The organism is Streptomyces sp. NPDC021224, assembly GCF_044332905.1.
Classification (GTDB): domain Bacteria; phylum Actinomycetota; class Actinomycetes; order Streptomycetales; family Streptomycetaceae; genus Actinacidiphila.
The window spans coordinates 113,387-136,419 of sequence record NZ_JBIRPW010000006.1 but is presented as its reverse complement, the minus strand read 5'-3'; the positions used below and the strand labels follow the sequence as shown (position 1 = coordinate 136,419).

Sequence of the window (23,033 nt, the reverse complement as noted above, 5' to 3'; positions counted from 1 at the left end):
AACCACCCGTACGCACACCGCAGGAGGGGCCGGATGAACCCGGGGCTGACCGTGGGGGAGCATCAGGAACTGGCCTCGGCGCTCTCCGGCGTTCGGGCAGAGCTGCGGAAGCGGAGCGACCAGCTCGCCGCCGCCTACCCGGACGCGGGACCGGAGGCCGTACCGGAGCATCTGCTGACAGAGGCCCTGAGGATCCTCGATTCCGTGCGATACGAACTCGCCGCCATCGTGGGCCGCGAACATCCGGATGACGACACGCGTGAGGTCTACTACCCGGAAGACGGGCAGGGGGCGACCTGACACCCGGTCAGGCGCTCGCGGTCCGCTCGGCCGATCACCCGCAGGCGGCCGTGGGCCCTGCGAGGTTCACCGGCCGCCGTGCTGCCGGAGTGTGCGACCGATGCCGCAGGCAGTGCGCAGGAGCGCGGATCGGCCGTGGCCGATCTCGCGGCGGGAGGTGGTGACGAACCGTTCGACGACGACCGAGTCGCCGCCGAAGTCGTACTGCCAGGCCGCTTCGAGGATCTGCGGGCGGGACAGCACCTGCCCCTGGCGGGACATGGTCAGGTCGCCCGCCGCGTCCACGGTGAACCCGGCGAAGCCGAGCGCCGGGATCAGCAACTGCCGGGCACCGGGGTCGTCGTCGACGACCAGGACCCCTGTCAGCCGTCCGCTCGCCATCGGCCGCCGCCGTCGTCGTGCGCCGAGGGCGTCGGGCTGTCCCGGCACCGACCGCCCCACCGAGGCCACGGTCAAGGTGAGGCCGTGAGGGACTGCTCCGTTGCGCGGACGAGTGCGGCTGCGATCTCCTTCACGGACCGCGCCGTGTGCAGGGCGAGCAGGTCGGCGAGCAGGTCGTCCAGCGATGGCCAGGGAAGGTCGCCGTGGTCGTTGTAGAGGCCGATCAGGCCATGCATGGCGATCCACAGGAGCAGCCCGGCCTGCCATCGCCGCTCGGGCGCGTCGGACGTGCCGGGCGCGTCGGACGTGCCGGGCGTGCCGGGCGTGCCGGTGACCTCTGCCAGTGCGGCGATCAGCGCCTCCAGCAGGCCGGCCCCGGCTTCGTGGACGGAGCCGCCGTCCGCTTCGGCCTCCGCGCCGGTACCGGGCGTTGCGTCCGGGTGGGGCGCCGGATCGCGAGGCATCCGTCCGCCGAAGAGCGTCCGGTAGTGGCCCGGCTGCTCCACGCCCCAGCGGACGTAGGCGGCGCAGCGGGCGACGAGCGCATCCAGCGGGTCCGCGGCCGAAGCCTCGGCCGAGTCCATCAGACGCGCCAGCTCCTCGTACCGCTGGCGCAGAACGTGGTCGACGAGGGCACCCAGGTCCGGGAAGTGGCTGTAGATGCTCGCCGGAGCCACCCCGACTTCACGTGCGACCCGTCGCAGTGTCAAGGTCTCGGGCCGATCCAGGGTCGCCAGCAGGTGGGCGGCCGCCTCGATCAGCTGCGCCCTGAGCACCTGCCCCTGCCCGCGCGGGTTGCGGCGGCGTACCGGCGCCGGGTCACCAGCAGCCATGCGCGTCCCTCCCGGGTCCGCCCGAATTCCAGAGCAACACCTGTTCACCTTACCCGCCGCACCGGCTTGACATCCTTAACCAACACTTGTTCACTCATGTCACCAACAGTTGTTCGGTCAGAGGGGAAGTCATGCGCATCGCCGTATTGGGGGCCACCGGCAGGACCGGCCGCACCGTCGTGGAACAAGCCCTCGCCCGTGGCCACCAGGTGGTCGCTCTGGTTCGCCGGCCCGAAGCGTTCACCGTCTCCGATCCCGGCGCCGCCCATCGGGTCGGGATCAGGCGGGCCGACGTCGCCGCACCGGCTGCGTTCCCCGACCTCTCCGACGTGGACGTCGTCATCTCCGCCCTCGGCGTCAGCAAGGGCGAGGGCCCCGGCGTCCTGGAGGCGGGGGCGGAACGTCTTGTCGCCGCGAAGGTCCGCACGATCTGGCTCGGCGCCCTCGGCTCCGGGGTCTCCACCGGCGCAGGCGGAGCGATCTACCAAGCGGTGATGCGGATGTTCGTGGGCAAGGAGCTGGCCGAGAAGGCCGCTGCCGACGGCATCGCACTGGCCGGGGGGGCCACCGTCCTCCACGCGCCGGACGTCACCAAGGGACCCGTCAGCCCGACTCGACGCATCCTGCGCCTGGCCGATTACCCGCGGCCCTTCCTCCCTCCCCGGATCACCCGCGACACGCTCGCGGCCCTCCTGATCGACGAGGCGGAGGCGCCTGCGCACCGCGCTGAGATCCTCATCCCGCTCGGCTGACCCGGCACGTCCGACCACACCGCTCGCGGTCCCCTCGCAGCAGGCGGCCCAGCAGCACGGCCGATGGCGAGCAGCGCGGATCGCACCCGCCCGGCCGGCACCCGGCGGGCCCGCCAGGCGGATCAACTGGCGCGCCCGGCGCCGGCGGTGGGCACCCCTGCCGCGTCGGCGGCGACGCCGCCGTGCGCGGCCGACAGCCGGGCGACTGCGTCCGGCCGCCGAGCAGCCGGCTGCGGACGCATATGTGTCGATCCCCGCCGAGCGGGCACTCGCACCGGAGTACCGATCCGACGACAGGGAGGAGTTCGGCCATGTCCACGGTCGAGGAATCGGTGGAAGTCGATGTGCCCGTCCACACCGCGTACAACCAGTGGACGCAGTTCGAGGAGTTCCCGCACTTCATGGACGGCGTCGAGCGCATCGAGCAGCGCACGGCCACCCTCACCCACTGGGTGACCGAGGTCGCCGGGGCCAAGCGGGAGTTCGACGCGGAGATCACCGAGCAGATACCGGACGAGCGGGTCGCCTGGACGACCGTCGCGGGCGAGGCACGCCAGGCCGGCGTGGTCACCTTCCACCGGCTCGACGCCACCCGCACCAAGGTGATGCTGCAGCTCGAGCACGACCCGCGCGGCATCACCGACACGGTCGGCGACAAGCTCGGCTTCGTCCGGCGGCAGGCCAAGGGCGATCTCAACCGGTTCAAGCAGTACATCGAGTCCAGAGGCCTGGAGACCGGGGCGTGGCGCGGGCAGGTCTGACCCCGTCCCGGAGAAGAACCCGGCCGGTGCTCCGCGGCCTACCGCGGCACACCGGCCGCGGTCCGTGCGGCCCGGCGGCCAGGCGGCCCTGGCGGCGGCGCCGTACGCGTCACGGCCCGCCACCCACTCCTCCCCCAGGGACCCGTACCGGACGGCCCTCCGCCGGCGTGGACGGCCGGGCGCGCCGGACGTCGGCCCGATCGGCACCGTCGCCCGCTGCGCGCTCCGCTCCGCGAACCGCTCAGTCCGCGATGGGGTCGACCTTGGCGGCGATGCGCTCCAGGGCGGCGAGATCCTCGGGGGCGAGCCGGTCGACGAAGTGGCGCCGCACGGAAGCCAGATGGGCGGGGGCGGCACTCTTGAGCACCTCCAGGCCCTGGCCGGTGAGCACCAGGATGCACCCGCGCCCGTCCGCCGGATCCGGCGTCCGCCCAAGGAGACCGCGTGACTCCATGCGCGTGGCGTGGCGGGACAGCCGGCTGCGCGACCACCCCATCTTCGCCGCCTGCTCATGCAGGGGACTGGCGTTCCCGGGCCGCTCCGAGAGCGTGCTTAGTACTTCGTAGTCCGCTTCCGACAGTCCGTGGTCGGCGAGGTCCTGCGACGTGCCCACCTGCACCGCGGTCGCCATGCGACGGTACGCCCGCCAGGCGCGCTCTTCCTCGGGGGCCAGCCACCGGGCGTCGCCCCGCCCCGACGATCTCGTTGACATGTAACCAATCTAGCAGCTAGTCTCGTTTACATGTCAACGAAAAGGCCGCTCATCCTCGTCGTCGTCTGCAGCACCCGTCCCGGCGCCCTCGGCCCGGCGATCGGCAACTGGCTGACCCGGACGATCGCCCCCCGTGCCCGCGACCTCGGCGTGGACCTGATGTCCTTGGCCCTCGGCGACCTCGGCCTGCCTTTCCTGGACGAGGAGGCGCACCCGTCCACCGGCATCTACCGGCATGCGCACACACGGCGCTGGAGCGCGACCGTCGAGGCCGCCGACGGCTTCGTCATCGTGACGCCGGAGTACAACTACGGGATGCCCGCGACGCTGAAGAACGCGCTCGACTACCTGGGCCCCGAATGGGCCTGGAAACCGGTCGGCTTCGTCAGCTACGGCAACACCTCGGCGGGCACCCGGGCAGTCCAGCACGCCAAACAGGTGGTGACCACGCTCCGCCTGGTGCCCGTCGGCGCCACCGTCGCGATCCGCCTCGCCGACACCGTGCACGACGGGCAGGTCCAGGGGGACGACGCCCTCGCAGGAGCGGCCGTCGGCGTCCTCGACGAGGTGGTGCGGACAGCCCAGGCCCTGCGGCCGATGCGCGAACGCGCCGCAGCGGGCACGTCGCCCGGGCCGCTGCCGGGGTCCTACGTACGTCCCCTGACCACCGCCGACGCTCCCGACGTCACGGTGCTGCAGCGGTGCTGCTGGGTCGACGAGGCCCTGGCCAACGACACCCTGGCCGTACCCGCCCTCCGCGAATCGCTCGACGAGGTACGCGCAGGGCTGGCTGAATGGCAGGCCACCGGCCTCTTCCTCGACGGCCGGCTGCTGGCGATGGTGCGTGCCCGGCGCGACGGCGACGAGTGGCACATCGGGCGGCTCGCCGTCGCCCCCGACCTGCGCGGACGCGGCCTCGGCCGGTGGATGCTGCGTACCGCCGAGTCCGCAGCGGGCGAGTGCGACCGCGTGGTCCTCGCCACCGGCGCCGCCAGCCGCCACAACATCGCCCTCTACGAAAGCGAGGGCTACCGCCCGGTACCCGGTGGCGATCCGGGAACGACCCACCTCGTCAAGAGCCTCCCGGCCCCGGCTCGCACCACCGCACTCCACGCCGCCGACAGGGCCTGCTGAGGTTCGTGACCGGTGGCGACGAAGGGGGACGGTCGTCGCGGGCGCGGTAACGCCTGCAGGCGGGCTCGGCCCACCAGCCGCACCTCGCACACCGCTCCAGCGGGATCCACCTCCCCCGGCCTGCTCGACGTGCATCCACCCGGCATCCCGACCGGCACGGCCTGCCCCGCGGGAACCGGCACGGCGTCCGAGCCGTCACCCACTGCCGTTGGGGTTCAGCCTGTCCAGGAAAGGGGAAGCCGGGGGCCGCCGCCCGACGCGGCTGCGCGCTGAAGGCCGACTGCGCAGCGCGGGCCGAAAACACGCAAGGCCCACTCCCGCACCGTCCACCCCAACTAGCCTCGGTCCATGCACTGGTTAGCGGCCGCCGTCATCGGAGCAGCCGGCGGGGCCTCCATGGAGGCCATCGATGTGATCAAGGCCGTCAAATGGCACAAGAAGATGCCTTGGGACGTACGGCCCGACAGCGTCGACCCGCCCCGGCACCGCCCCGAACTGCGCCCAGGCGAGGAAGAACTGCCTGCTCCCGGATGGAAGGCATACTGCGTCGCCGGAGTCCTGCGTCTCCTTGTCAGCGGAACCCTGACCGGCGTCGTCACCGCTGCGTACCCGCATCGTATGAACGCCCTCGTGGCCTACCTCGTCGGCCTCGGATCCCTCGCCATCATCCAGCAGGCGGTCAGCTTCGTCCCGTTGGCGGTCAAGAGCATAGGTCGCGCCGCCTTGAGCGGCATAGTGGAGGAAGCACCGCCACAGCAGGCCGAACCACCCGCGAACACTGCTCCAGCGCCCCAGGAAGGCACGACGAACCCAGGAGGTGCGGGATGACGCTCACCGCGGAGTCCTTCACGGGCCGCGTCCTGGCCGCCTTCTCCCGCCGCTCCCCTGGGTTCCGCCCGCCGTACCGGCACCCCGCACCGCGGGCCGTCTCCACACGGACCCGCCCCGCCACCGCACTCGGGGCGGTGCCCCACCTGCTGGACGAAGACCGTCCTGACTTCGAGAACGTGCTCGATGAGGCTCTGCGCATCGTCCTCGGCCGGGGTCACACCGGGAGGGCCACGGGCACGGGCCTGAGATACGACGACGGCTCGGCGTCCGGAGCAACGCCCTTCGACGCCGAGCAGTTGCGTGCGCTCGCGCTGTCGGCCGCCGATCCGATCAGCGTGCGGGCCGCCGCCGAGTACGACACGTACCGCACGCTTCGGGAGACCGCGCATACCCGGGACGACAGCGCACGCGGTTACGCCGCGGCGGGCATCGCCGCAAGCGCCGACCTCGGCGCCGGACTCGTCGCCGTCGTAGCGGTCCTGGTGCCGCTTCTCGCCGGAACGGTGGCACTGATCTTCCTGATCACCGGCTACGCCATGTCCGCCGTACACCCCCAGCCGGGCGTCGCCGCACCCCTGCGCACCACAGGGTGGTTCTTCGCCGCCGTCACCGGGGCCTCGATCCTGCTCGGCGCCGTGGGACTACTGGTGACCGCGCTACGCGACCGCCCCACCACGATCCACGTGGCGCCGGACGACATGCCCCCCGACGTACACGCAGCCCGCGAGGCATGGCACCAGGCGCTGCTCGACCGCGGGCTGCTGCCCTTCCTCGACGACGCCCTGCACGACCCCGCCGCCCCCGCGACACCGTCCTCCGCACCGCGCAGCCCTCGTCTGGGCTACTCACGACCCGACTTCTCCGCGCCGCAGGACCCGCATCGACGTCCCACCGAACCACGGTTCACCAGCCCGGACTTCGCCACCCCCGACCTGGGCGGCCCGGACCACGAACCGGAATGAGGCGTGGTGGCGCCGCCGGAACACCCTGAAGCGGTCAGCGTCCACGCACCGAGCAGCGACCTGCGAAGCGCAACCTGCGAACTGCAACATCACCGCCGAAGAAGGTCGCGAGGATCTCGCGCACGTCTCCCAGAGGCGAATTGCCTCGAAGACCCAGCCGTCGAGGCGGACCTCGCAGAAGGCGTTGTCCGGGCGTCCGTGCCGGGCGAATACAGGTGCTCACCTCTGCGGACGGTCACGCGGAACTCCGGCCGTCGTGGCCGTGCACTCCGCGCCGGCGCTCCACGGCGGGTGCGTCGTCGACAGGGGAACGGCGGGGCCGCGGACAGCGGGCCGGGTGCCGGCCGCGGTGTCGAGGGCGGCGCCGTCGGTGTGCCGCAAATGGCTCGAACCAGACCGCGGGTGTTCCGCCCCCCTCCATATACTTCAAGCGTCAATCACTAGCCGTTGGCCTGACGCCCGTCCCGTCCGCCCGAGGGGTCTGCGCCCGCGCGCCGCACCGGGACCGACCCTGCGGAGCCGGCCCCGGCGAAGTACCCGCCACCGCACCTGCGGCCTCCCCTTGCGCCGCGCTGCCGCCCCGACGGGTCTCGCCGACGCCGGTGCGGGGATGTGCGGCCACGCTGGAGGCGACAGGCCGACGGACCCCCACACAGAAAGGCAGCCGACATGAAACTCAGCACCTTCGGCACCAGCGTGGCAGGCGCGGCAGCGGCCCTGGCCATGGGCGCGCTGCTCGTGGCGCCGTCGGCCTCCGCGGTCGTGCCCACCACCGCCACCGTCCAGGTGAACTGCGGGGACTGGGGCTCCGGCCAGGCCGGGCTCGATGTCCGGCAGAACGGCACGGCGGCGGCCATCACCTTCTCCACACCCGTGGTGTGGGCGACCCACTCCTTCCCGGCCAACTCGATGCGGACGACGCTGACGCTGTCCGACGCGCACGGCGCCGAGGTCACCTTCACCGGACAGTCCAACCCGGCCTGGACGTTACTCGGGCAGAGCTACAACTCCGGCCCGCTGACGGGCACCGTCACCCCGGGCGAGGCGTTGGAGGTCGAATCCCTCACGAGCACGTACGGGACATTCACCATGCACTGCACGGCCACCTCGCTGCAGAACCCCGGCCCGTTCGTCTTCTGACGGCGGTATCGCGGCCGGCCGGTGTCAGAGGGAGACCCGCACTTCAGGCCTTCGCCATCGCCTTCACCGGCGGACTCACCACCGGCTGCCGCCGGGGCCTGTCGTGTGGATCTCCGCGGCGTCGCGTGCCCCGGCACGGCATCTTCCGCCTGCCATCGGCGGGAGGTGCCCCCGGCGTTGTCGTCGGTCGACAACTCCCCAGAGCTTCGCCATGGGGCCCCGCCGCGTTGTCTTCCTCCTCCGCCTTGCGTCCGGGGGTACCTCCCGGGCGAAGCTCTGGGGGAGCGCCGGACCCCGCTCCTTCCGCCACGGAGATCCACACGACAGGCCCTGACCCACACCAGACGATGTACACCGCCGGCTGGTCAGACCCCCACGCGGGCGCCCGCGCGGCGTCCGGCGCGGATCCAGCACCCGTACCGATGACCACAACTGACGACAGGTGAGGGTACGTCAGTTGGCCCGCCGCGGATCCGCGGATCCAGCGCGCGGCACGCCGACGGGGCCGACCCCCACTCGGGCCGACCCCATCTGACCTGCGGCCCTGCGCAACGACGCTGCCCGCGCCACGCGCACCCGCTACACGTTGAAGCGGAACGCATCCGGGCCGGATCTGAACTGCGGCGGTGCGCCGATCACGGCTCCGGCCAGGCGCTTCCTGGCCCACTCCCGCGTGCGGAGCGAACTTGCGTCTCGCTCGTCGAGGCGCAGCGCAGCCACCAGGACTTCGGTGCCCGCGACCAGCGCCGACGGAAGTGCGTCCGGCGACGGCATGGGGCACTCCGGCATGGCATGCCGGAGTGCCCCAGCTTCCCTCGTTCTACCTCTTGCGTTTCCCTCGTGCGATTGCTCTCCGCTCCCACTCGGAACTGGGCACCGGCCCTCGGTCTCTGCCGGAATTGGTATGGGAGACGTCCGGTCCAGAAGCGGTCAGCGTCCAGGCACCGAGCAGCGACTTGTGGAGTGCGACGTCACCGCCGAAGAAGGTGGCGAGCAACTCGCGCACGTCTTCCAGGCGAACTGCCTCGAAGATCCAGCCATCCAGACGGACCTCGCAGAAGGCGTTTTCAGGACTCCCGTAGAAAACCTGGACGAAGAACTCCTCGCCTTCGAATCCTCCATCCCATTCAGCCATCATTCCGCCCAGATTAATTTCGCGGTGGGTGACAGCAGACGGGTTGGAATCGACTTCACGCAGCCCTGCGGCGATCTCCACCGGCCAGGAGAGGAGCGATTCTTGATCTGTCACACGATCCCTCCGTGGAGGAGGTCGAAGAGCCACCTCCCGACCTTCAACCGGAACACGGTCCGCGGCATCTTCAGGCCCCAAACCTTTTGAAGTTGCGAGCGCTCCAGCCGAAACCGGCCTTACCCCCAGCGGGTTGAAGATACCGGAACGCCCTCCTGGTCGGTACAAGTCACCGAAGAGCCTGCTCCCGGTTCCGATCCACCTCGACCTTTGAGCCCAGGCCCCGAACCTGCTCGTAACAGCCAGGGTCCGGTATGCCCTGGATCCACGGTGGGCCCATGGGGTCCGGCGCAGGGTTGGGTGACAGGTTTGACCACGCGGCCTGGGAGGCCCGGTGTGGTCATGACGGTCTCGTACTCGACGGGTGTGAGTCGGCCGAGTGAGGTTGGGCCTTGACCCCGAGATCTCGGGAGTCACTCCATGCGACTCTGTCCCCAGTATTCCCAACAGCACCGACCCCGTCCCGGCATCTCCGGCAACTGACAGCCGGGCGCACGCTCGCCCCTTCCGGGAGCAGCAAGCTTGACCAGCAGCTCAGATCGTCGCAGTTCCTCCTCCCGCGCACACCGATACGCCGCCGGGGCACGCAAGGTCAGGGCAGGTGATCACAAGGCGCAGCTCTCATCACACCCGGGCACCTGTGCGAATCAACTGGCCTCAAGCGGGGAATGAACGATCGAAAGGCAGCGTGGGGGGCTTATGAACGCTGAGACGCTGACGGCCGGATCCGCCACCGTCATCGCACTAGGTTCGCTGTGGGTGTCCGTGGTGCAGTCGCGGAGCGCCATCCGGCACAACCGGGAATCGGTGCGACCACTGATTCAGTTGCGCCAAGTGCGCCTTACCCCTCAGCGCCGAGCCGGCCTCCTGGCCGTGAACGCGGGACTTGGACCCGCTCTGGTCGTCCGCACCGAGGTCTACTTCGACGGCGCGCACCTGGGGCAGTGGAACCTCACGGCCTTTCGCCACATCTTCACGGGCGCACCGAAGGAGCCAGTGATCTCGGCTCTCTTCACCGGCTCCACACTTCTTGCCGGTCAGAAGGACTATCTCCTGCTCCTCGACTCGTACGATGACGCCGCCGACGCATGGTTCTGGGACGTGGTCGCCCACCGCCTGCGGATCGAGATCAGCTACGAGTCGCTCTACGGCGGCGAGAACTTCCTCGCGGTACCCCCTCCGCTGTGACATCGCTCTTGTCACGGGACACCGCAGCCTGAGCCGTGAGCCCCCTCATCCTGTGGTGAAAGGTGAAACGGACTGGTCGGTAGGTACGGCTCAACGTGCACGAAGCCCCGGAGCCTCTTCGGGCGGCGGATTCCAGTGGTCGTCGCGACACGTGATCTCTGACGTGTTGCACAGGCAGTTAAGCAGTCGCTCGGTTGCGATCACGCAGCCGGGCGGCTGCGGCCCCGCGGGAGAGCGCTTCGGTCTGCGGAACACTGTCGTCCATGGTGATCGAGATGATTCCAGTGGCGGCGGAGGACAAGACCGTCCTGGGGAACCTGGTGCAGCTCTACCAGTACGACTTCTCCGACGTGCGGGGATACGACGTGACGGCGCACGGCACGTTCGTCTATCGCTTCCTGGACCACTACTTCACGGAGGACGACAGGGAAGCGTGCTTCATCCGCATCAACGGCGCCCTGGCCGGGTTCACTATGACGCGAGGGCTCGATGACGGCGTCCGGGAGGTGAGCGAGTTCTTCGTCCTGCGCCGGCACCGCCGGCTGGGTGCGGGCCGGACCGCTGCCTGCCTCATGTTCCGTCGGCACCCCGGCCGATGGACACTCGCCTTCGACCATGCCAACCACAGCGCCGCTATGTTCTGGCCCGGCGTGGTCGCCAGCGCCGCGGACGGCCCAATTCTCCGCGAAGACCGTCATCCCCCTGATGTCGCGTACTCCGGATCTTGGTTGCAGTTCCGGATAGCCGCCGCGAACGAGGAATCGCAGCATCTCACGTTGCGGTAGGTCGGCCTCCGGGACACCAAGGTTCGGTGCGAACCCTTGCCTTCAGGGCGGCAGGGCGGCAGGGCGGCAGGGCGGCAGGGGCGAGCGTAGTTCTTGCGAGCGTCGCGATGCGCGGTCGGGGCTGCTCAGACGGCGAGTAGTTTGTGCAGGCGCTCGGCTGGGGTTTCCCAGTCCAGCGTTTTGCGTGGTCGACCGCTGAGTTGTGCGGCGACGGCGTCGAGGTGCTCGCGGGTGTGGACGGACAGGTGGGACTGTAAAACGTTCGGTGTAACTCCCGATCATGGAAGATGCATCGATGACCAGCAACAACGTGAACGAGGCCGAGACCGTCGAGCTGTCTGAGGCCGTGGTGCCGACGTCCATGGACGACGGCTGATCGACGAGCTCGTGACTCGGGCCCAGGCCGAGGGCCTGCAGCTGACCGGCGAGGGCGGGCTGCTCCAGCAGCTGACCAAGCGGCTCCTGGAGTCCGCCCTTGAGGGTGAGATCACCGACCACCTCGGCTATGACAAGCACGATCCCGCCGGGAAGAACGGCGGCAACAGCCGCAACGGGACCCGGGCCAAGACCGTGCTGACCGATGTCGGCCCGGTGGAGATATCCGTGCCTCGCGACCGCGAGGGCACCTTCGAGCCGAAGATCGTCAAGAGGCGGCAGAAGCGGCTGTCCGGCGTGGACGAGATGGTCATCTCGCTCGCCGCGAAGGGCCTGACGACCGGTGAGGTCCAGGCCCACCTCGCGGAGGTCTATGGCGCCGAGGTGTCGCGCCAGACGACCTCCACGATCACCGACAAGGTCCTCGACGGCATGGCCGAGTGGCAGCACCGGCCCCTGGACACCGTCTATCCGGTGGTCTTCATCGACGCGATCCACGTGAAGATCCGCGACGGCGCCGTGGCGAACCGGCCCGTCTGCGTGGCTCTGGCCGTCACGACCGAGGGCCGGCGGGACATCCTCGGGCTGTGGGCCGGTGATGGCGGAGAAGGCGCCAAGCACTGGATGCACATCCTCACCGAGATCAAGAACCGCGGCGTGAACGACGTCCTCATGCTCGTCTGCGACGGGCTCAAAGGCCTGCCCGACGCCGTCGAGACCGTATGGCCGAAGACGATCGTGCAGACCTGCGTGGTCCACCTGCTGCGGAACTCCTTCCGCTATGCCGCCCGCCAGGACTGGGACAAGATCGCCAAGCTCCTCAAGCCCGTCTACACGGCGGCGACCGAGGACGCGGCACTCGATCGGTTCGCCGAGTTCGCCGGCACGTGGGGCAAGAAGTACCCGGCGATCGTGAAGCTGTGGGAGAACGCGTGGGAGGAGTTCACCCCGTTCCTCCGCTTCGACACCGAGATCCGCCGCATCGTCTGCGCCACGAACGCGATCGAGTACGTCAACGCGCGGATCCGACGGCAGTCAAGGCCCGCGGCCACTTCCCGAACGAGCAGGCCGCCTTGAAGTGCGTCTACATGGCGATCATGTCGCTGGACCCGACCGGCAAGGGCCAGGCCCGCTGGACCATGCGCTGGAAAACCGCCCTCAACGCTTTCGACATCACCTTCGACGGCCGGCTCTCCGCAGCCCGACAGTAGCCCTCAACAACCCAAGTTACACCGCTCGTTTGACAGACCCTAGTTCGGATCTGCACGGCATGCCCCTGCACGGCCCGCGCCGATCACTCGGTCACGTTCGCGGGCATGCCGCACCAACTGGGTTCTGCCCAGCTCCCTCACCTGGGCAGAAAGACGGGGCGACACCACGCGGACACCCACCCGTCATCCTGCACCAACCCAGCATCCGTACCGATAACCACGGATGACGACAGATGACGAGACGTCAGTTCATCCGCCACGGATCCAGCGCAGATCCAGCGCGCGGCACGCCGACGGGCCGGCCCCACTCGGGCCGACCCCATCTGACCTGCGGCGGAGCCTCCCACGTGTCGCTGACCTGGAATTTCGTCGTTGGCACGGGTTGGCTCTCGACAGGCGTTTACGAGTGTCCTGCGGACTGGCTGCGGACCGGGGACACCCTCACTCGGACGACGTGGGCCTCTCGTCCGTCATACCCAGGCGTGCCTGTTCCTCCTCGACGATGCGACGTGCCAGCTCGGTGTCCGACACGTCGACCGCGTCCGGGGTGGCTTCGGCCACGGCGCTGCGGCGGGCGTAAGCGTCGAACAGGCGCGCCTTGGTCTCCAGCATCTTCACCATGCGTTCGTCCACGCCTCCGGTGGCGAGGATACGGTGTACGCGAACCGGCCTGACCTGGCCCATACGATGGGCCCGGCCCACCGCCTGATGCTCGATGGTCGGCTTGATCTGGGGTTCGCAGATGACGACGATGGAGGCGGCCTGCATGTTGAGCCCGACACCCGCTGCCTGGATCTGCCCCAGGAGCACAGCCGGGCCCTGGACACCGGCGAAGTCGTCGACGATCTCCTGGCGACGCTGGGCCGGGACGCCGCCGGTCAGCGGACCGAAGACCGGAGTGGCACCGGTGGTGCCGGCCACGAGGGCCTCCTTCACCACGCCCAGTACGTCCTTGAAGTTGGAGAAGACCACTGTCTTCTGCCCGTTCTCGCCGGCCTCCTGAACTATCTCCCGGAGCCGTTCCAGCTTGGCCGACTTCTCAGGGCGCATGTACGCGGCCCTCCGCATGGCCATGAAGTTGCCCGCGCGCACGGCTTCGCGGTACGCCTCCTCGTCCGAAGCGCTCAGCTCCTCCCACTCGTCGGTCTGTTGAAGGCTCGGGAGTTCCGTCAGGACGTCCTCCTGGTTGCGCCGCAGGTAGACCGGGGCCACAGCCTTGCGGAAGGCGACCGATCCGGCCAAGGCGTCCCGTTCACCGAGGGAGTCCGCGACGTCGCCATCGAGCATCCGGACCAAGTTGCGGAACTCCACGACCCGGTTCTCCATCGGGGTCCCGGTCATGAAGAGGCTGCGCTCACAACGCTCCGTCCACAGGGCGACCGACTGGGACCGCTTGGTCTTCGGGTTCTTCACGAAGTGCGCTTCGTCGACGACGAGGAGTCCGACCTCCCCGCCGCCCGGCGCCGGAAATCCGCTCAGTGCGTCGAACGTGGTCACCCCCACCCCGCCCCGCCCCTTCCAGTCGGCGAACGCGTAGTGCCGGTCAGGACCGTGGAGCACCGTGACGCGCAGGGCGCTGCGGTCCTCGATCTCCCGAGTCCAGTTCACCACGACGCTCGCCGGGCACACGACCATGAAGTGACTCTGTCCCTCGGCAGCCAGGTGGGCGAGGACGGCGATCGCCTGGATGGTCTTCCCGAGGCCCATCTCGTCGCCGAGTATCACCTTGCGCTGCACAAGCGCAAACCGTGCGCCGAACGCCTGGTAACCGCGCAGGGAGACCCGCCGGTGCCGGTCGTCGAGGTGCTGGGTCCGCACCCGCTCCGCAATCTCGTCCGGCAGAAAGCCCTCCGCGGCAGCCGCGTCCGGCAGCCGCCCGGAGATCTCGGCGAGCAGGCTGTAGTACTCCGCGGAGCGGAGTTCGAAGTCCACCCAGGCCGCGACGTCGGACGAGAGCCCCCGGAGCAGGTCCACCGACGCCTGGGCGAGCAGCTCAGGAAGACCGGCCCGCTCCGCCTCGTCCACCAGCGACCGGATCCCGGCGACCGCCGCCCACGCGCGAGCCTTCTTCTCCCGGCCGGCCAGAAGCATCCTGACCCTTCCGGCGGCGGGCCTCGCGTCGGCCAGCAACGGACCGAGCCGTTCTGCCAGGACGGTGGCCCTGTCGACCGCGCGCCGGGCGTCCGGGCCGGCCTCCACCAGGACGTGCAGGGCCATGACGAGCGCGGTGGTGCGCGGCTCCGGCTGGTCCACGTCGATGTGGACGGCCACGGTCTCGTGCACAGCCTCCGAGAGCCTGCGGGCAGCGGCGAGCATCTGGTCGACGGTGCGTTGCCCGACACCGGGAATCTGCCGCAAGCGGTAGGGGCCCGCGTCGAGAACACTGCCCAGGGTGCGCAGTCCGCTCTTCTCGACGCTCCCCAGCCGCAGCCGCCCTTCGGTGACGTCCTGCAACCGGGCGACGGGAATGGTGTCGAGCTCCCGCTTCACCGCCGCGTCGTGCATCGGTTTCAGTGCCGCCCGTACCGCCTCCACTGCCCTTCCGTGATCACCGACCACGGCCTGAACCGCCTCATGCAGTCGCGCTCCCCTCGCAACCGTGTCCCGCTCGCCACGCCCCACGCTCCCCGCCCCTCTCCGACCCCCTCGCATCCTCCCACCGCCCTCACCGGGCCTCGACAGGCGTTCGCGGCTCCCTGCGGGTGGACCGAGAGCCGGGGCAGTCGTTAGAGGACGATCAGTAGTGGTAGCGGGCGGCGAGGATGATGACCTCTTCGTCCGTGACGAGGTAGACGAGGCGGTGCTCGTCATCGATCCGCCGCGACCAGGCGCCGGCCAGGTGGTACTTCAGCGGCTCGGGCTTGCCGATTCCCGTGAAGGGATCACGCTTGATGTCCTCGATGAGCTTGTTGATCCGGGCGAGCATCTTGCGGTCGTTCTTGAGCCAGGACGTGTAGTCCTCCCAGCCCTGGTCCTCGAACACGAGCCTCACGCGGCGCCCTACCCCGCATCCGCCGCGTCAGGGTCGATCAACTCACGCTCGGAGAGATTGATGCGACCGAGAGCGTTCTCGTAGGCCTTGAGGAGGCGGCGGGCGTTCGCAGGCGAGCGCAGAAGATAAGAGCCCTCACGCAGGGCGGCGTAATCCTCGGCGGAGACGAGCACGGCATTCCCGTGCTTGGAGACGATCTCGATGGCCTCGTGATCGTCGTTGACCTTCTTGATGAGCGGGAACAGATCCCTGCGGGCCTCGCTCGCGGTGATGGACATGACAGGAAACCCTTCGCCGAGTGGTACCGAATAACGTACCATTCTCGGGGTCAGTCGAGCAGGGAACAGTCGGACAGCACCCGCAGAGAAGTCGGATCTGAAATCTTGCGGACCGCTGCGGACTGCAAGGCAGCACAAATCGCTTCCCCGCAGGTCAGGGCACCCGTAGGTGCTCGCTCACACGTTGAAGCGGAACTCCACCACGTCCCCGTCCTGCATGACGTAGTCCTTGCCCTCCATGCGGGCCTTGCCCTTCGCGCGGGCTTCGGTGACGGAGCCGGCTTCGGTGAGGTCGTCGAAGGAGATGACCTCGGCCTTGATGAAGCCCTTCTGGAAGTCCGTGTGGATGACGCCGGCGGCTTCGGGGGCCGTGGCGCCGCGCTTGATGGTCCAGGCGCGGGATTCCTTGGGGCCGGCGGTGAGGTAGGTCTGGAGGCCGAGGGTCTCGAAGCCGACGCGGGCGAGGGTGGCCAGGCCGGGTTCGGTGGCGCCGACGGATTCGAGGAGTTCGAGGGCGTCGGCCTCGTCGAGCTCGGCGAGATCCGCTTCGAGCTTGGCGTTGAGGAAGATCGCCTCGGCGGGGGCGACCAGGGCGCGCTGCTCGGCCTTGAAGGCGTCGTCGGTCAGCTCGTCCTCGTCGACGTTGAAGACGTAGAGGAAGGGCTTGGTGGTGAGCAGGTGCAGGTCGTGCAGGAGGGCGGCGCGCTCGGTGCCCTGGAGGATGCCCTGGGAGAAGAGGGTGTCGCCGCGTTCCAGGATGGCCTGGGCCTCTTCGACGGCGGCGACCTTCGGGGCGACGTCCTTCTTGATGCGGGACTCCTTCTGGAGCCGCGGGAGGACCTTCTCGATGGTCTGGAGGTCGGCGAGGATCAGCTCGGTGTTGATCGTCTCGATGTCGTCCTTGGGCGAGACCTTGCCGTCGACGTGGACGACGTTCTCGTCCTTGAAGGCCCGGATGACCTGGCAGATCGCGTCGGACTCGCGGATGTTCGCCAGGAACTTGTTGCCCAGGCCCTCGCCCTCGGAGGCGCCGCGGACGATGCCGGCGATGTCGACGAAGTCGACCGTGGCGGGCAGGACGCGGGCGGAGCCGAAGACCTCGGCGAGCGTGGTCAGGCGCGGGTCCGGGACACCGACGACACCGACGTTGGGCTCGATCGTCGCGAACGGGTAGTTGGCCGCGAGCACGTCGTTCTTGGTGAGGGCGTTGAAGAGCGTCGACTTGCCGACGTTCGGCAGGCCGACGATTCCGATGGTGAGCGACACTGGCGACTTCCCGTTGCTTCCGCGGCGGCCCCGTGACGGGCCGCGCGCCCCCTGGGCGGGCGCCACGCCAGTCTACGGGGCGCGGGCCGGGCGGCCCGCCCCCGCTTCGAACACCGGCGCCCAGGCGGGGGAATGTCGTCGTACGCTGCCGGATTTCCGGACGGGATACAAATACGCTGAGTAGGTGGATCAACACAGCGCGCGCACGGGCGGGCCCGGCGGCGGTGCCAACGTACCCGTCGCCCCGCGGCCCGCTCCCGCACGCCCCGCGGGCGGCGGAAAGGGCGGAAAGGGTGGCAGGGGCCAGGCGGGAGGCGGCAAGAACGGCAAGGGCGGCGGTGGGGACGGCAGACCGCGCAGACCCGGCAGGGGCGGCGGCGCGGCCGCAGCCGCCGCCCTCCTGCGCCGGCTGCGCGCCCTGCGCCGCCCCCGCCCGCGCCTGACGGGCCTGGGCACGGGCGTGCTCACCACCCTCGTGACCGTCCTCGCGGGTGGCCTGGACGCCCTGCTCTTCGACGGGCCCGGTGTCTTCTTCGGGGTCGTCTTCGTCCTGGTGAGCATGACCGCGGCGGTGTACGTACGGCCGTACGACCTGGTGGCCGCCCCGGTGTCGGCGCCGATCGCCTTCGCCGTCGGGATCGCGCTGACCGCCGACAGCGGTGACGGCAGCTTCGTCGGCCACCTGCTCGGGCTCTTCACGGGGCTGGCCCTGATGACGGGCTGGCTCTACACCGGGACCGTCGCCGCGGCCGTGATCGTCGCCGTCAGAGCTTTGCGGCTGCCATCGCGGCGCCGACGATCCCGGCGTTGTTCTGCAGCTCCGCGGGAACGATCTCCGCGGTGAGCCCGTGTCCGTGCAGGTAGGGCAGGAACTTCTCGGCCTTGCGGCTCACCCCGCCGCCCAGCACGAACAGATCCGGCGAGAAGAGCATCTCGACGTGCGCGAGGTACTTGCGCAGCCGGTGGCCCCAGTGCTCCCAGCTCAGGTCCTCGTCCTCGCGCGCCTTGACCGAGGCGCGCGACTCCGCGTCGTGGCCGTGCAGCTCCAGGTGGCCCAGCTCGGTGTTGGGGACGAGGCGGCCGTCGACGAAGACGGCGCTGCCGATGCCCGTGCCCAGCGTGAGGACGATGACCGTGCCGCCGCGGCCGCGTCCGGCGCCGAAGGTCATCTCGGCGACGCCGGCCGCGTCCGCGTCGTTCATGACGACGACCGGCAGGCCGAGCTTGTCGCTGAGGGCCGCGCGCGCGTCGACGCCGATCCAGCCCTTGTCGACGTTGGCGGCGGTGCGCGTCACGCCGTCCACCACCACGCCGGGGAAGGTCACGCCGAGCGCGCCGGACCAGCCGAAGTGCCGCACGACGTCGGCCACGCCGTCGATCACGGCGTCGGGCGTGGCCGGGTGCGGGGTGAGCACCTTGTACCGCGCGTCGGCCAGGTCGCCCTTGTCGAGGTCGACCGGGGCGCCCTTGATGCCCGTACCGCCGATGTCCACACCGAACACGTTCATGACCTCCAGGCTAGAGGCGGGCCGCGGACCTCACCTCTCGTGGCTCCCCCCGCGGGAGGCGGAACAGCAGCGAGCGAACGAACAGCAGCAAGCGAACAGCGGACGCGGCGGAAAACAGCCGCAGTCCTTACGAGGCTTCCCCGGCGGTGGCCTCCGCACGCAGATCCCGCCGCAGTTCCTTGGGCAGCGAGAACTGGATGTGCTCCTCGGTCGAGGTGACGACCTCCACGTCGCCGTAGCCGCGCGCGGCCAGCCACTCCAGCACCCCGTCGACGAGGATCTCGGGCACGGACGCGCCGGACGTGACGCCGATCGTGCCGACGCCCTCCAGCCAGGCCTCGTCGATCTCGTCGGCGAAGTCCACCAGGTGGGCGGCGTCCGCGCCGGCCTGCAGCGAGACCTCGACGAGCCGGATGGAGTTCGAGGAGTTGCGCGAGCCGACGACGATCACGAGGTCGGCGTCCGCCGCGATCTGCTTGATCGCGACCTGCCGGTTCTGCGTGGCGTAGCAGATGTCGTCGCTGGGCGGCGAGAGCAGGTTGGGGAAACGGTCCTTGAGCGCGTCGACCGTCTCCATCGTCTCGTCGACGGAGAGCGTGGTCTGGGACAGCCACACGACCTTGTTCTCGTCGCGGACGGTGAGCCCCGCGACGTCGGCCGGGCCGTCGACGAGGTGGGTGCGCTCGGGTGCCTCGCCCATCGTGCCGATGACCTCCTCGTGGCCCTCGTGGCCGATGAGGAGGATGTCGTAGTCGGAGTCGGCGTAGCGGACGGCCTCGCGGTGGACCTTGGTCACCAGCGGGCAGGTCGCGTCGATGGTGGCGAGGCGGCGGGCCCCGGCCTCCTCGTGGACGACGGGCGCGACGCCGTGCGCGGAGAAGATGACGATGGAGCCCTCCGGCACCTCCTCCGTCTCGTCGACGAAGATCGCGCCCTTCTTCTCCAGGGTCTGCACGACGTACTTGTTGTGCACGATCTGCTTGCGCACGTAGACGGGGGCGCCGTACTGCTCGAGCGCCTTCTCGACGGTGATCACGGCCCGGTCGACGCCCGCGCAGTACCCGCGGGGGGCGGCGAGCAGGACGCGGCGGCTGGCTTCGGTCGTCATGCCGACCATCGTACGGGGGTGCTCTTGGCGGACACGTGGGCGCTCGGGGTTTCGCGGGCCGACCCACGTGCTCCCGCGCGCCGGCCGGCCGCCGTCCGCGCTCCCGCGCTCCCCGGCTCAGGCCGGGGTGTCGGAGGGCGGCGCTAAGGTCGGGGAATGGCTCTCAGCACCTCGGCGGAAGCGCCGATCCCGGTCGGCGAGGTGTCCCGGCTGATCGGCGGGTGGATCGACCGGCTCGGCGCGGTATGGGTCGAGGGGCAGATCACCCAGCTCAGCCGCCGTCCGGGCGCGGGCGTGGTCTTCCTGACGCTGCGCGACCCCTCGCACGACATCTCCCTCACCGTGACGTGCTTCCGCGCCGTCTTCGACCAGGTCGCGGACGTCGTCGGGGAGGGCGCGCGGGTCGTGCTGCACGCCAAGCCGGAGTGGTACGGGCCGCGCGGCACGCTGTCGCTGCGCGCGGTGGAGATCCGCCCGGTGGGCGTGGGCGAGCTGCTGGCGCGGCTGGAGCGGCTCAAGCGGCAGCTGGCCGGCGAGGGGCTCTTCGCCGCCGACCGCAAGCGCCCGCTGCCCTTCCTGCCGCAGCTCGTCGGCCTGGTCACCGGCCGCGCCTCGGCCGCCGAGCGGGACGTACGGGAGAACGCGCGGCTGCGCTGGCCCGCGGTCCGCTTCGAGGTGCGCAACGTGCCGGTGCAGGGCGCCACCGCGGTGCCGCGTGTCATCGCCGCGGTACGGGAGCTGGACGCGCATCCGGAGGTGGACGTCATCGTCGTGGCGCGCGGCGGCGGCAGCGTCGAGGACCTGCTGCCCTTCTCCGACGAGCAGCTGGTGCGCGCGGTCGCGGAGTGCGCCACGCCCGTCGTCTCGGCGATCGGGCACGAGCCGGACTCCCCGCTGCTGGACCTGGTCGCGGACGTGCGGGCCTCGACGCCGACGGACGCCGCCAAGCGGGTCGTGCCCGACGTGCGCGAGGAGCTGGCCCGGGTGCGGCTGGTGAGCGACCGGGCGCTGCGGGTGATGCGCGGGCTGCTGGACCGCGAGGAGCGCGGGCTCGCGGCGGCGCTGAGCCGGCCGGTGATGGCGCGGCCCGAGCGGATGATCGACGAGCGGGCGGACGAGGTGGCCGACCGGCTGGAGCGGGCCCGCCGCTCGCTGCGGCACGCGCTGGACCGCGCGGACGCCGACCTCTCGCACACCCTGGCCCGGGTCGTCGCCCTCTCCCCCGCCGCGACGCTGCGCCGCGGCTACGCGGTGCTCCAGCGCCCGGACGGCGCGGCGGTCCGCGACCCGGCGGAGGTCGCGGCGGGCGACGCGCTGCGGGCGCGGGTCGCGGAGGGCGAGTTCGCGGTACGGGTGACGGGCCCGGACGGCGGACGGGACGCGGCGGCCGGCTGAGGCGGGGCCGGACGCGGGGCCGCGGGCCCCGGGCGGGGCGGGGCTGTCCGTGGGCGCCCCTAGGCTGGGCGCATGGGAGCTGACCAGGACACCACCACCGCCGCGCTGGGCTACGAGCAGGCCCGGGACGAGCTGATCGACGTCGTACGCCGGCTGGAGGCGGGCGGCGCCACGCTGGAGGAGTCGCTCGCCCTGTGGGAGCGCGGCGAGGAGCTGGCGCGGGTGTGCCGGCGCTGGCTGGAGGGGGCCCGCGAGCGGCTGGACGCGGCGCTCGCCGCCGAGGAGGCGGAGGACGCCGGGGGTGCCGGAGGCGCCGGGGACGGCGGGGAGGACCCGGAGTCCGGCGAGGGATGAGCCGCAGCCGGCTCGGGGGGCCCGCTGAGCCACAAAAGGCCTGGTCACACCCGCGGAGGACGTGACCGGCGTCACAGTTGAACGCGGAATGGTTGAGTGTTCACACATGTTGGATCCGGTGTCCCGCCCAGGGACACCGCGTACCGACTGCTCAGAACGACTCTCCCCCCAAGAGGTAAACCATGACGCTCGCACTCGACTCCGCCGCCCAGGACCTGCTCTTCCGTGAGGCCCGCACCGCCAACACCTTCACCGACGAACCGGTGACCGACGAGCAGGTCCAGGCCATCTACGACCTGGTCAAGTACGCCCCGACGGCCTTCAACCAGCAGCCGCTGCGTGTCGTCCTGGTCCGCTCCACCGAGGCCCGCGCGCGCCTGGTGAGCCACATGTCCGAGGGCAACCAGCCGAAGACCTCCACCGCCCCGCTGGTGGCGATCCTGGCCGCGGACAACGAGTTCCACGAGGAGCTGCCGACCGTCCTGCCGCACTTCCCGCAGGCCAAGGACGTCTTCTTCAGCGAGCGCCCGGTGCGCGAGGCCTCCGCCGCGCTGAACGCGTCGCTCCAGGTGGGCTACTTCATCATCGGCGTGCGTGCGGCGGGCCTGGCGGCCGGCCCGATGACCGGCTTCGACGCCGAGGGCATCAACAAGGAGTTCTTCGCCGACGGCGAGCACACGGTGCTGGCCGTGGTCAACATCGGCAAGCCGGGCGAGGACGCCTGGTTCCCGCGCAACCCGCGCCTGGAGTACGACCAGGTCGTCACGACCGTCTGACGTACCGCACCGTCTGGCGGACGGCACCGTCCGACGCACCGCGCCGTCCCACGTGCCGCGGGGCCCCGTATCCGTACGGGGCCCCGCACCGAAGCGCCGCCCGCGTTCCCCCGCGCGGGCGGCGCTTCGTCGTTCCCGGTGCCTACTGCGCCTGCGCGCCGCCGCTCTCCTTGACGAGGGCGGCCACCGACGTGATCTGGGACAGCGAGCCGGTGCCGAGCACGACCGTGGTGTGGCCCTGCTCCTGGTGCACCAGCGCGGTGTAGCGCTTGCTCTTCCACTGCTCCCACTGCACGCCGCCGGCGCTGACGGTGCCGCTGCCCTGCCGCTTGCCGTCGAGCGTGACCTCGGCGACGAAGGCGGCGGGCGCGGCGTTGCTCTGGTCGACGCCGACGTACTCCTTGTCGGTGCTGACGAACCCGAGGTGCCAGGTCACCTTGTGCGGGTCGGTGGCGTCGAAGGTGTCCGCGGTGGGCGTCCACTCCTTGCCGAGGCCCTCCGGGGCCGCCACCGGGTAGGGGGCCCAGCGCCGGGCCTGCTCCAGCGAGGCGGTGTAGTCGACCTTGAGCGACTTGGCCGGCGACGCCTTGGAGTCGTGCGGGATGAAGAGGTAGATCACGGCGACGACGACGGCGAGGACCGCCAGGGACAGGAGGAGGTCCTTCACCGTCTTGTTGCCACGCTTGTCTGCTGCCACGCCCCTATCGTCCCCCATGCCCCGGCGCGTCCGGACCGCCGGGTG

At 70.6% G+C, this 23,033-nt stretch carries 25 protein-coding genes and 2 pseudogenes; 14 read left to right on the top strand and 13 right to left on the bottom strand.

What is annotated here, in order from left to right; genetic code table 11:
- Positions 1-33: 33 nt before the first annotated feature.
- The gene (locus ACH4PY_RS17220) at positions 34-300 is read left to right on the top strand and encodes a hypothetical protein (RefSeq protein ID WP_398182520.1); all 267 of its coding nucleotides are present in this window, start codon (positions 34-36) and stop codon (positions 298-300) included.
- A 66-nt stretch (positions 301-366) separates the two neighbouring features.
- Here ACH4PY_RS17220 and ACH4PY_RS17215 read toward each other — a convergent pair whose 3' ends face one another.
- Together ACH4PY_RS17215 and ACH4PY_RS17210 are read right to left on the bottom strand one after the other, a co-directional pair.
- Entirely contained in the window at positions 367-681 is a 315-nt protein-coding gene (locus ACH4PY_RS17215; protein ID WP_398182517.1) for a winged helix-turn-helix domain-containing protein, read from the bottom strand.
- A gap of 71 nt (positions 682-752) precedes the next feature.
- Positions 753-1,514, bottom strand: a complete 762-nt coding sequence (locus ACH4PY_RS17210; RefSeq protein WP_398182514.1) for a TetR/AcrR family transcriptional regulator — start codon at positions 1,512-1,514, stop codon at positions 753-755.
- Between the two features lie 131 nt (positions 1,515-1,645).
- Here ACH4PY_RS17210 and ACH4PY_RS17205 point away from each other — a divergent pair, with 131 nt between their 5' ends.
- Both ACH4PY_RS17205 and ACH4PY_RS17200 read left to right on the top strand, forming a co-directional pair.
- Complete coding sequence (locus tag ACH4PY_RS17205; RefSeq protein WP_398182511.1) at positions 1,646-2,266, top strand: NAD(P)-dependent oxidoreductase; 621 nt, start codon at positions 1,646-1,648, stop codon at positions 2,264-2,266.
- Between the two features lie 311 nt (positions 2,267-2,577).
- Positions 2,578-3,027: an SRPBCC family protein gene (locus ACH4PY_RS17200; RefSeq protein ID WP_398182507.1), complete on the top strand. Its 450-nt coding sequence runs from the start codon at positions 2,578-2,580 to the stop codon at positions 3,025-3,027.
- Positions 3,028-3,268: 241 nt separating this feature from the next.
- Here the strand turns inward: ACH4PY_RS17200 and ACH4PY_RS17195 are convergent, their stop codons facing one another.
- Positions 3,269-3,739 carry a MarR family winged helix-turn-helix transcriptional regulator gene (locus ACH4PY_RS17195; RefSeq protein WP_398182504.1) on the bottom strand — a complete coding sequence of 157 codons (471 nt, stop codon included), beginning with the start codon at positions 3,737-3,739 and terminating at the stop codon, positions 3,269-3,271.
- A 30-nt stretch (positions 3,740-3,769) separates the two neighbouring features.
- Here ACH4PY_RS17195 and ACH4PY_RS17190 point away from each other — a divergent pair, with 30 nt between their 5' ends.
- The 4 genes from ACH4PY_RS17190 to ACH4PY_RS17175 all read left to right on the top strand — a co-directional run bounded on the left by ACH4PY_RS17190 (position 3,770) and on the right by ACH4PY_RS17175 (position 7,806).
- The gene (locus ACH4PY_RS17190; RefSeq protein ID WP_398182500.1) at positions 3,770-4,873 is read left to right on the top strand and encodes a GNAT family N-acetyltransferase; all 1,104 of its coding nucleotides are present in this window, start codon (positions 3,770-3,772) and stop codon (positions 4,871-4,873) included.
- A 348-nt stretch (positions 4,874-5,221) separates the two neighbouring features.
- The gene (locus ACH4PY_RS17185) at positions 5,222-5,701 is read left to right on the top strand and encodes a hypothetical protein (RefSeq protein WP_398182497.1); all 480 of its coding nucleotides are present in this window, start codon (positions 5,222-5,224) and stop codon (positions 5,699-5,701) included.
- A complete protein-coding gene (locus tag ACH4PY_RS17180; RefSeq protein WP_398182495.1) occupies positions 5,698-6,666 on the top strand; it encodes a hypothetical protein in 969 nt (322 codons plus the stop codon). Before ACH4PY_RS17185 ends, ACH4PY_RS17180 begins: the two co-directional genes overlap by 4 nt.
- A 669-nt stretch (positions 6,667-7,335) precedes the next feature.
- Positions 7,336-7,806, top strand: coding sequence for a hypothetical protein (locus ACH4PY_RS17175; protein ID WP_398182492.1), 471 nt, complete (start codon positions 7,336-7,338; stop codon positions 7,804-7,806).
- A gap of 579 nt (positions 7,807-8,385) precedes the next feature.
- On the opposite strand, the gene ACH4PY_RS17170 is transcribed toward ACH4PY_RS17175, so the two are convergent.
- Entirely contained in the window at positions 8,386-8,580 is a 195-nt protein-coding gene (locus tag ACH4PY_RS17170) for a hypothetical protein (protein WP_398182489.1), read from the bottom strand.
- Between the two features lie 46 nt (positions 8,581-8,626).
- Positions 8,627-9,055 (bottom strand): hypothetical protein, encoded by a 429-nt coding sequence (locus ACH4PY_RS17165; protein WP_398182486.1) that lies wholly within the window; start codon positions 9,053-9,055, stop codon positions 8,627-8,629.
- A gap of 873 nt (positions 9,056-9,928) precedes the next feature.
- Here ACH4PY_RS17165 and ACH4PY_RS17160 point away from each other — a divergent pair.
- On the top strand, positions 9,929-10,243 hold the full coding sequence (locus ACH4PY_RS17160; protein ID WP_398182483.1) for a hypothetical protein: 315 nt from the start codon (positions 9,929-9,931) through the stop codon (positions 10,241-10,243).
- A 263-nt stretch (positions 10,244-10,506) separates the two neighbouring features.
- Positions 10,507-11,028 carry a GNAT family N-acetyltransferase gene (locus ACH4PY_RS17155; protein ID WP_398182481.1) on the top strand — a complete coding sequence of 174 codons (522 nt, stop codon included), beginning with the start codon at positions 10,507-10,509 and terminating at the stop codon, positions 11,026-11,028.
- Positions 11,029-11,153: 125 nt separating this feature from the next.
- Here the strand turns inward: ACH4PY_RS17155 and ACH4PY_RS17150 are convergent.
- Positions 11,154-11,273 (bottom strand): annotated as a pseudogene (locus tag ACH4PY_RS17150) (IS30 family transposase); the annotation flags it as partial.
- Positions 11,274-11,400: 127 nt separating this feature from the next.
- On the opposite strand from ACH4PY_RS17150, the pseudogene ACH4PY_RS17145 reads away from it, so the two are divergent.
- Positions 11,401-12,614 (top strand): annotated as a pseudogene (locus ACH4PY_RS17145) (IS256 family transposase).
- Positions 12,615-13,055: 441 nt separating this feature from the next.
- Here ACH4PY_RS17145 and ACH4PY_RS17140 read toward each other — a convergent pair.
- From ACH4PY_RS17140 to ychF, 4 genes are all read right to left on the bottom strand, one after another.
- Positions 13,056-15,266, bottom strand: coding sequence for a DEAD/DEAH box helicase (locus ACH4PY_RS17140; protein WP_398182478.1), 2,211 nt, complete (start codon positions 15,264-15,266; stop codon positions 13,056-13,058).
- A gap of 85 nt (positions 15,267-15,351) precedes the next feature.
- A complete protein-coding gene (locus ACH4PY_RS17135; protein ID WP_398182475.1) occupies positions 15,352-15,606 on the bottom strand; it encodes a Txe/YoeB family addiction module toxin in 255 nt (84 codons plus the stop codon).
- 8 nt (positions 15,607-15,614) lie between these two features.
- Entirely contained in the window at positions 15,615-15,884 is a 270-nt protein-coding gene (locus ACH4PY_RS17130; RefSeq protein ID WP_398182472.1) for a type II toxin-antitoxin system Phd/YefM family antitoxin, read from the bottom strand.
- Between the two features lie 177 nt (positions 15,885-16,061).
- Entirely contained in the window at positions 16,062-17,150 is a 1,089-nt protein-coding gene (gene ychF / locus ACH4PY_RS17125; protein WP_398182469.1) for a redox-regulated ATPase YchF, read from the bottom strand.
- Positions 17,151-17,334: 184 nt separating this feature from the next.
- On the opposite strand from ychF, the gene ACH4PY_RS17120 reads away from it, so the two are divergent.
- Entirely contained in the window at positions 17,335-17,994 is a 660-nt protein-coding gene (locus ACH4PY_RS17120) for a DUF6542 domain-containing protein (RefSeq protein WP_398182466.1), read from the top strand.
- Here the strand turns inward: ACH4PY_RS17120 and ppgK are convergent.
- Positions 17,915-18,658, bottom strand: coding sequence for a polyphosphate--glucose phosphotransferase (gene ppgK, locus ACH4PY_RS17115; protein ID WP_398182463.1), 744 nt, complete (start codon positions 18,656-18,658; stop codon positions 17,915-17,917). The genes ACH4PY_RS17120 and ppgK overlap by 80 nt on opposite strands.
- A gap of 127 nt (positions 18,659-18,785) precedes the next feature.
- On the bottom strand, positions 18,786-19,766 hold the full coding sequence (locus ACH4PY_RS17110; protein ID WP_398182460.1) for a 4-hydroxy-3-methylbut-2-enyl diphosphate reductase: 981 nt from the start codon (positions 19,764-19,766) through the stop codon (positions 18,786-18,788).
- A gap of 156 nt (positions 19,767-19,922) precedes the next feature.
- On the opposite strand from ACH4PY_RS17110, the gene xseA reads away from it, so the two are divergent.
- The 3 genes from xseA (at position 19,923) to ACH4PY_RS17095 (ending at position 22,291) form a co-directional block, all read left to right on the top strand.
- Positions 19,923-21,161 (top strand): exodeoxyribonuclease VII large subunit, encoded by a 1,239-nt coding sequence (xseA, locus tag ACH4PY_RS17105; protein WP_398182457.1) that lies wholly within the window; start codon positions 19,923-19,925, stop codon positions 21,159-21,161.
- A gap of 72 nt (positions 21,162-21,233) precedes the next feature.
- Positions 21,234-21,515, top strand: coding sequence for an exodeoxyribonuclease VII small subunit (locus ACH4PY_RS17100; protein ID WP_398182454.1), 282 nt, complete (start codon positions 21,234-21,236; stop codon positions 21,513-21,515).
- Between the two features lie 182 nt (positions 21,516-21,697).
- Positions 21,698-22,291, top strand: a complete 594-nt coding sequence (locus ACH4PY_RS17095; protein WP_398182452.1) for a malonic semialdehyde reductase — start codon at positions 21,698-21,700, stop codon at positions 22,289-22,291.
- 142 nt (positions 22,292-22,433) lie between these two features.
- Here ACH4PY_RS17095 and ACH4PY_RS17090 read toward each other — a convergent pair whose 3' ends face one another.
- Complete coding sequence (locus ACH4PY_RS17090) at positions 22,434-22,988, bottom strand: DUF4245 domain-containing protein (RefSeq protein WP_398182449.1); 555 nt, start codon at positions 22,986-22,988, stop codon at positions 22,434-22,436.
- Positions 22,989-23,033: the final 45 nt, after the last annotated feature.

What these genes read in the sequence shown, in the direction of transcription:
- ACH4PY_RS17220 (WP_398182520.1), top strand. Translation starts at nt 34, where the DNA reads ATGAACCCGGGGCTGACCGTGGGGGAGCATCAGGAACTGGCCTCGGCG.
- ACH4PY_RS17215 (WP_398182517.1), bottom strand. Translation starts at nt 681, where the DNA reads ATGGCGAGCGGACGGCTGACAGGGGTCCTGGTCGTCGACGACGACCCC.
- ACH4PY_RS17210 (WP_398182514.1), bottom strand. Translation starts at nt 1,514, where the DNA reads ATGGCTGCTGGTGACCCGGCGCCGGTACGCCGCCGCAACCCGCGCGGG.
- ACH4PY_RS17205 (WP_398182511.1), top strand. Translation starts at nt 1,646, where the DNA reads ATGCGCATCGCCGTATTGGGGGCCACCGGCAGGACCGGCCGCACCGTC.
- ACH4PY_RS17200 (WP_398182507.1), top strand. Translation starts at nt 2,578, where the DNA reads ATGTCCACGGTCGAGGAATCGGTGGAAGTCGATGTGCCCGTCCACACC.
- ACH4PY_RS17195 (WP_398182504.1), bottom strand. Translation starts at nt 3,739, where the DNA reads ATGTCAACGAGATCGTCGGGGCGGGGCGACGCCCGGTGGCTGGCCCCC.
- ACH4PY_RS17190 (WP_398182500.1), top strand. Translation starts at nt 3,770, where the DNA reads ATGTCAACGAAAAGGCCGCTCATCCTCGTCGTCGTCTGCAGCACCCGT.
- ACH4PY_RS17185 (WP_398182497.1), top strand. Translation starts at nt 5,222, where the DNA reads ATGCACTGGTTAGCGGCCGCCGTCATCGGAGCAGCCGGCGGGGCCTCC.
- ACH4PY_RS17180 (WP_398182495.1), top strand. Translation starts at nt 5,698, where the DNA reads ATGACGCTCACCGCGGAGTCCTTCACGGGCCGCGTCCTGGCCGCCTTC.
- ACH4PY_RS17175 (WP_398182492.1), top strand. Translation starts at nt 7,336, where the DNA reads ATGAAACTCAGCACCTTCGGCACCAGCGTGGCAGGCGCGGCAGCGGCC.
- ACH4PY_RS17170 (WP_398182489.1), bottom strand. Translation starts at nt 8,580, where the DNA reads ATGCCGTCGCCGGACGCACTTCCGTCGGCGCTGGTCGCGGGCACCGAA.
- ACH4PY_RS17155 (WP_398182481.1), top strand. Translation starts at nt 10,507, where the DNA reads ATGGTGATCGAGATGATTCCAGTGGCGGCGGAGGACAAGACCGTCCTG.
- ACH4PY_RS17140 (WP_398182478.1), bottom strand. Translation starts at nt 15,266, where the DNA reads ATGCGAGGGGGTCGGAGAGGGGCGGGGAGCGTGGGGCGTGGCGAGCGG.
- ACH4PY_RS17130 (WP_398182472.1), bottom strand. Translation starts at nt 15,884, where the DNA reads ATGTCCATCACCGCGAGCGAGGCCCGCAGGGATCTGTTCCCGCTCATC.
- ppgK (WP_398182463.1), bottom strand. Translation starts at nt 18,658, where the DNA reads ATGAACGTGTTCGGTGTGGACATCGGCGGTACGGGCATCAAGGGCGCC.
- ACH4PY_RS17110 (WP_398182460.1), bottom strand. Translation starts at nt 19,766, where the DNA reads ATGACGACCGAAGCCAGCCGCCGCGTCCTGCTCGCCGCCCCCCGCGGG.
- xseA (WP_398182457.1), top strand. Translation starts at nt 19,923, where the DNA reads ATGGCTCTCAGCACCTCGGCGGAAGCGCCGATCCCGGTCGGCGAGGTG.
- ACH4PY_RS17100 (WP_398182454.1), top strand. Translation starts at nt 21,234, where the DNA reads ATGGGAGCTGACCAGGACACCACCACCGCCGCGCTGGGCTACGAGCAG.
- ACH4PY_RS17095 (WP_398182452.1), top strand. Translation starts at nt 21,698, where the DNA reads ATGACGCTCGCACTCGACTCCGCCGCCCAGGACCTGCTCTTCCGTGAG.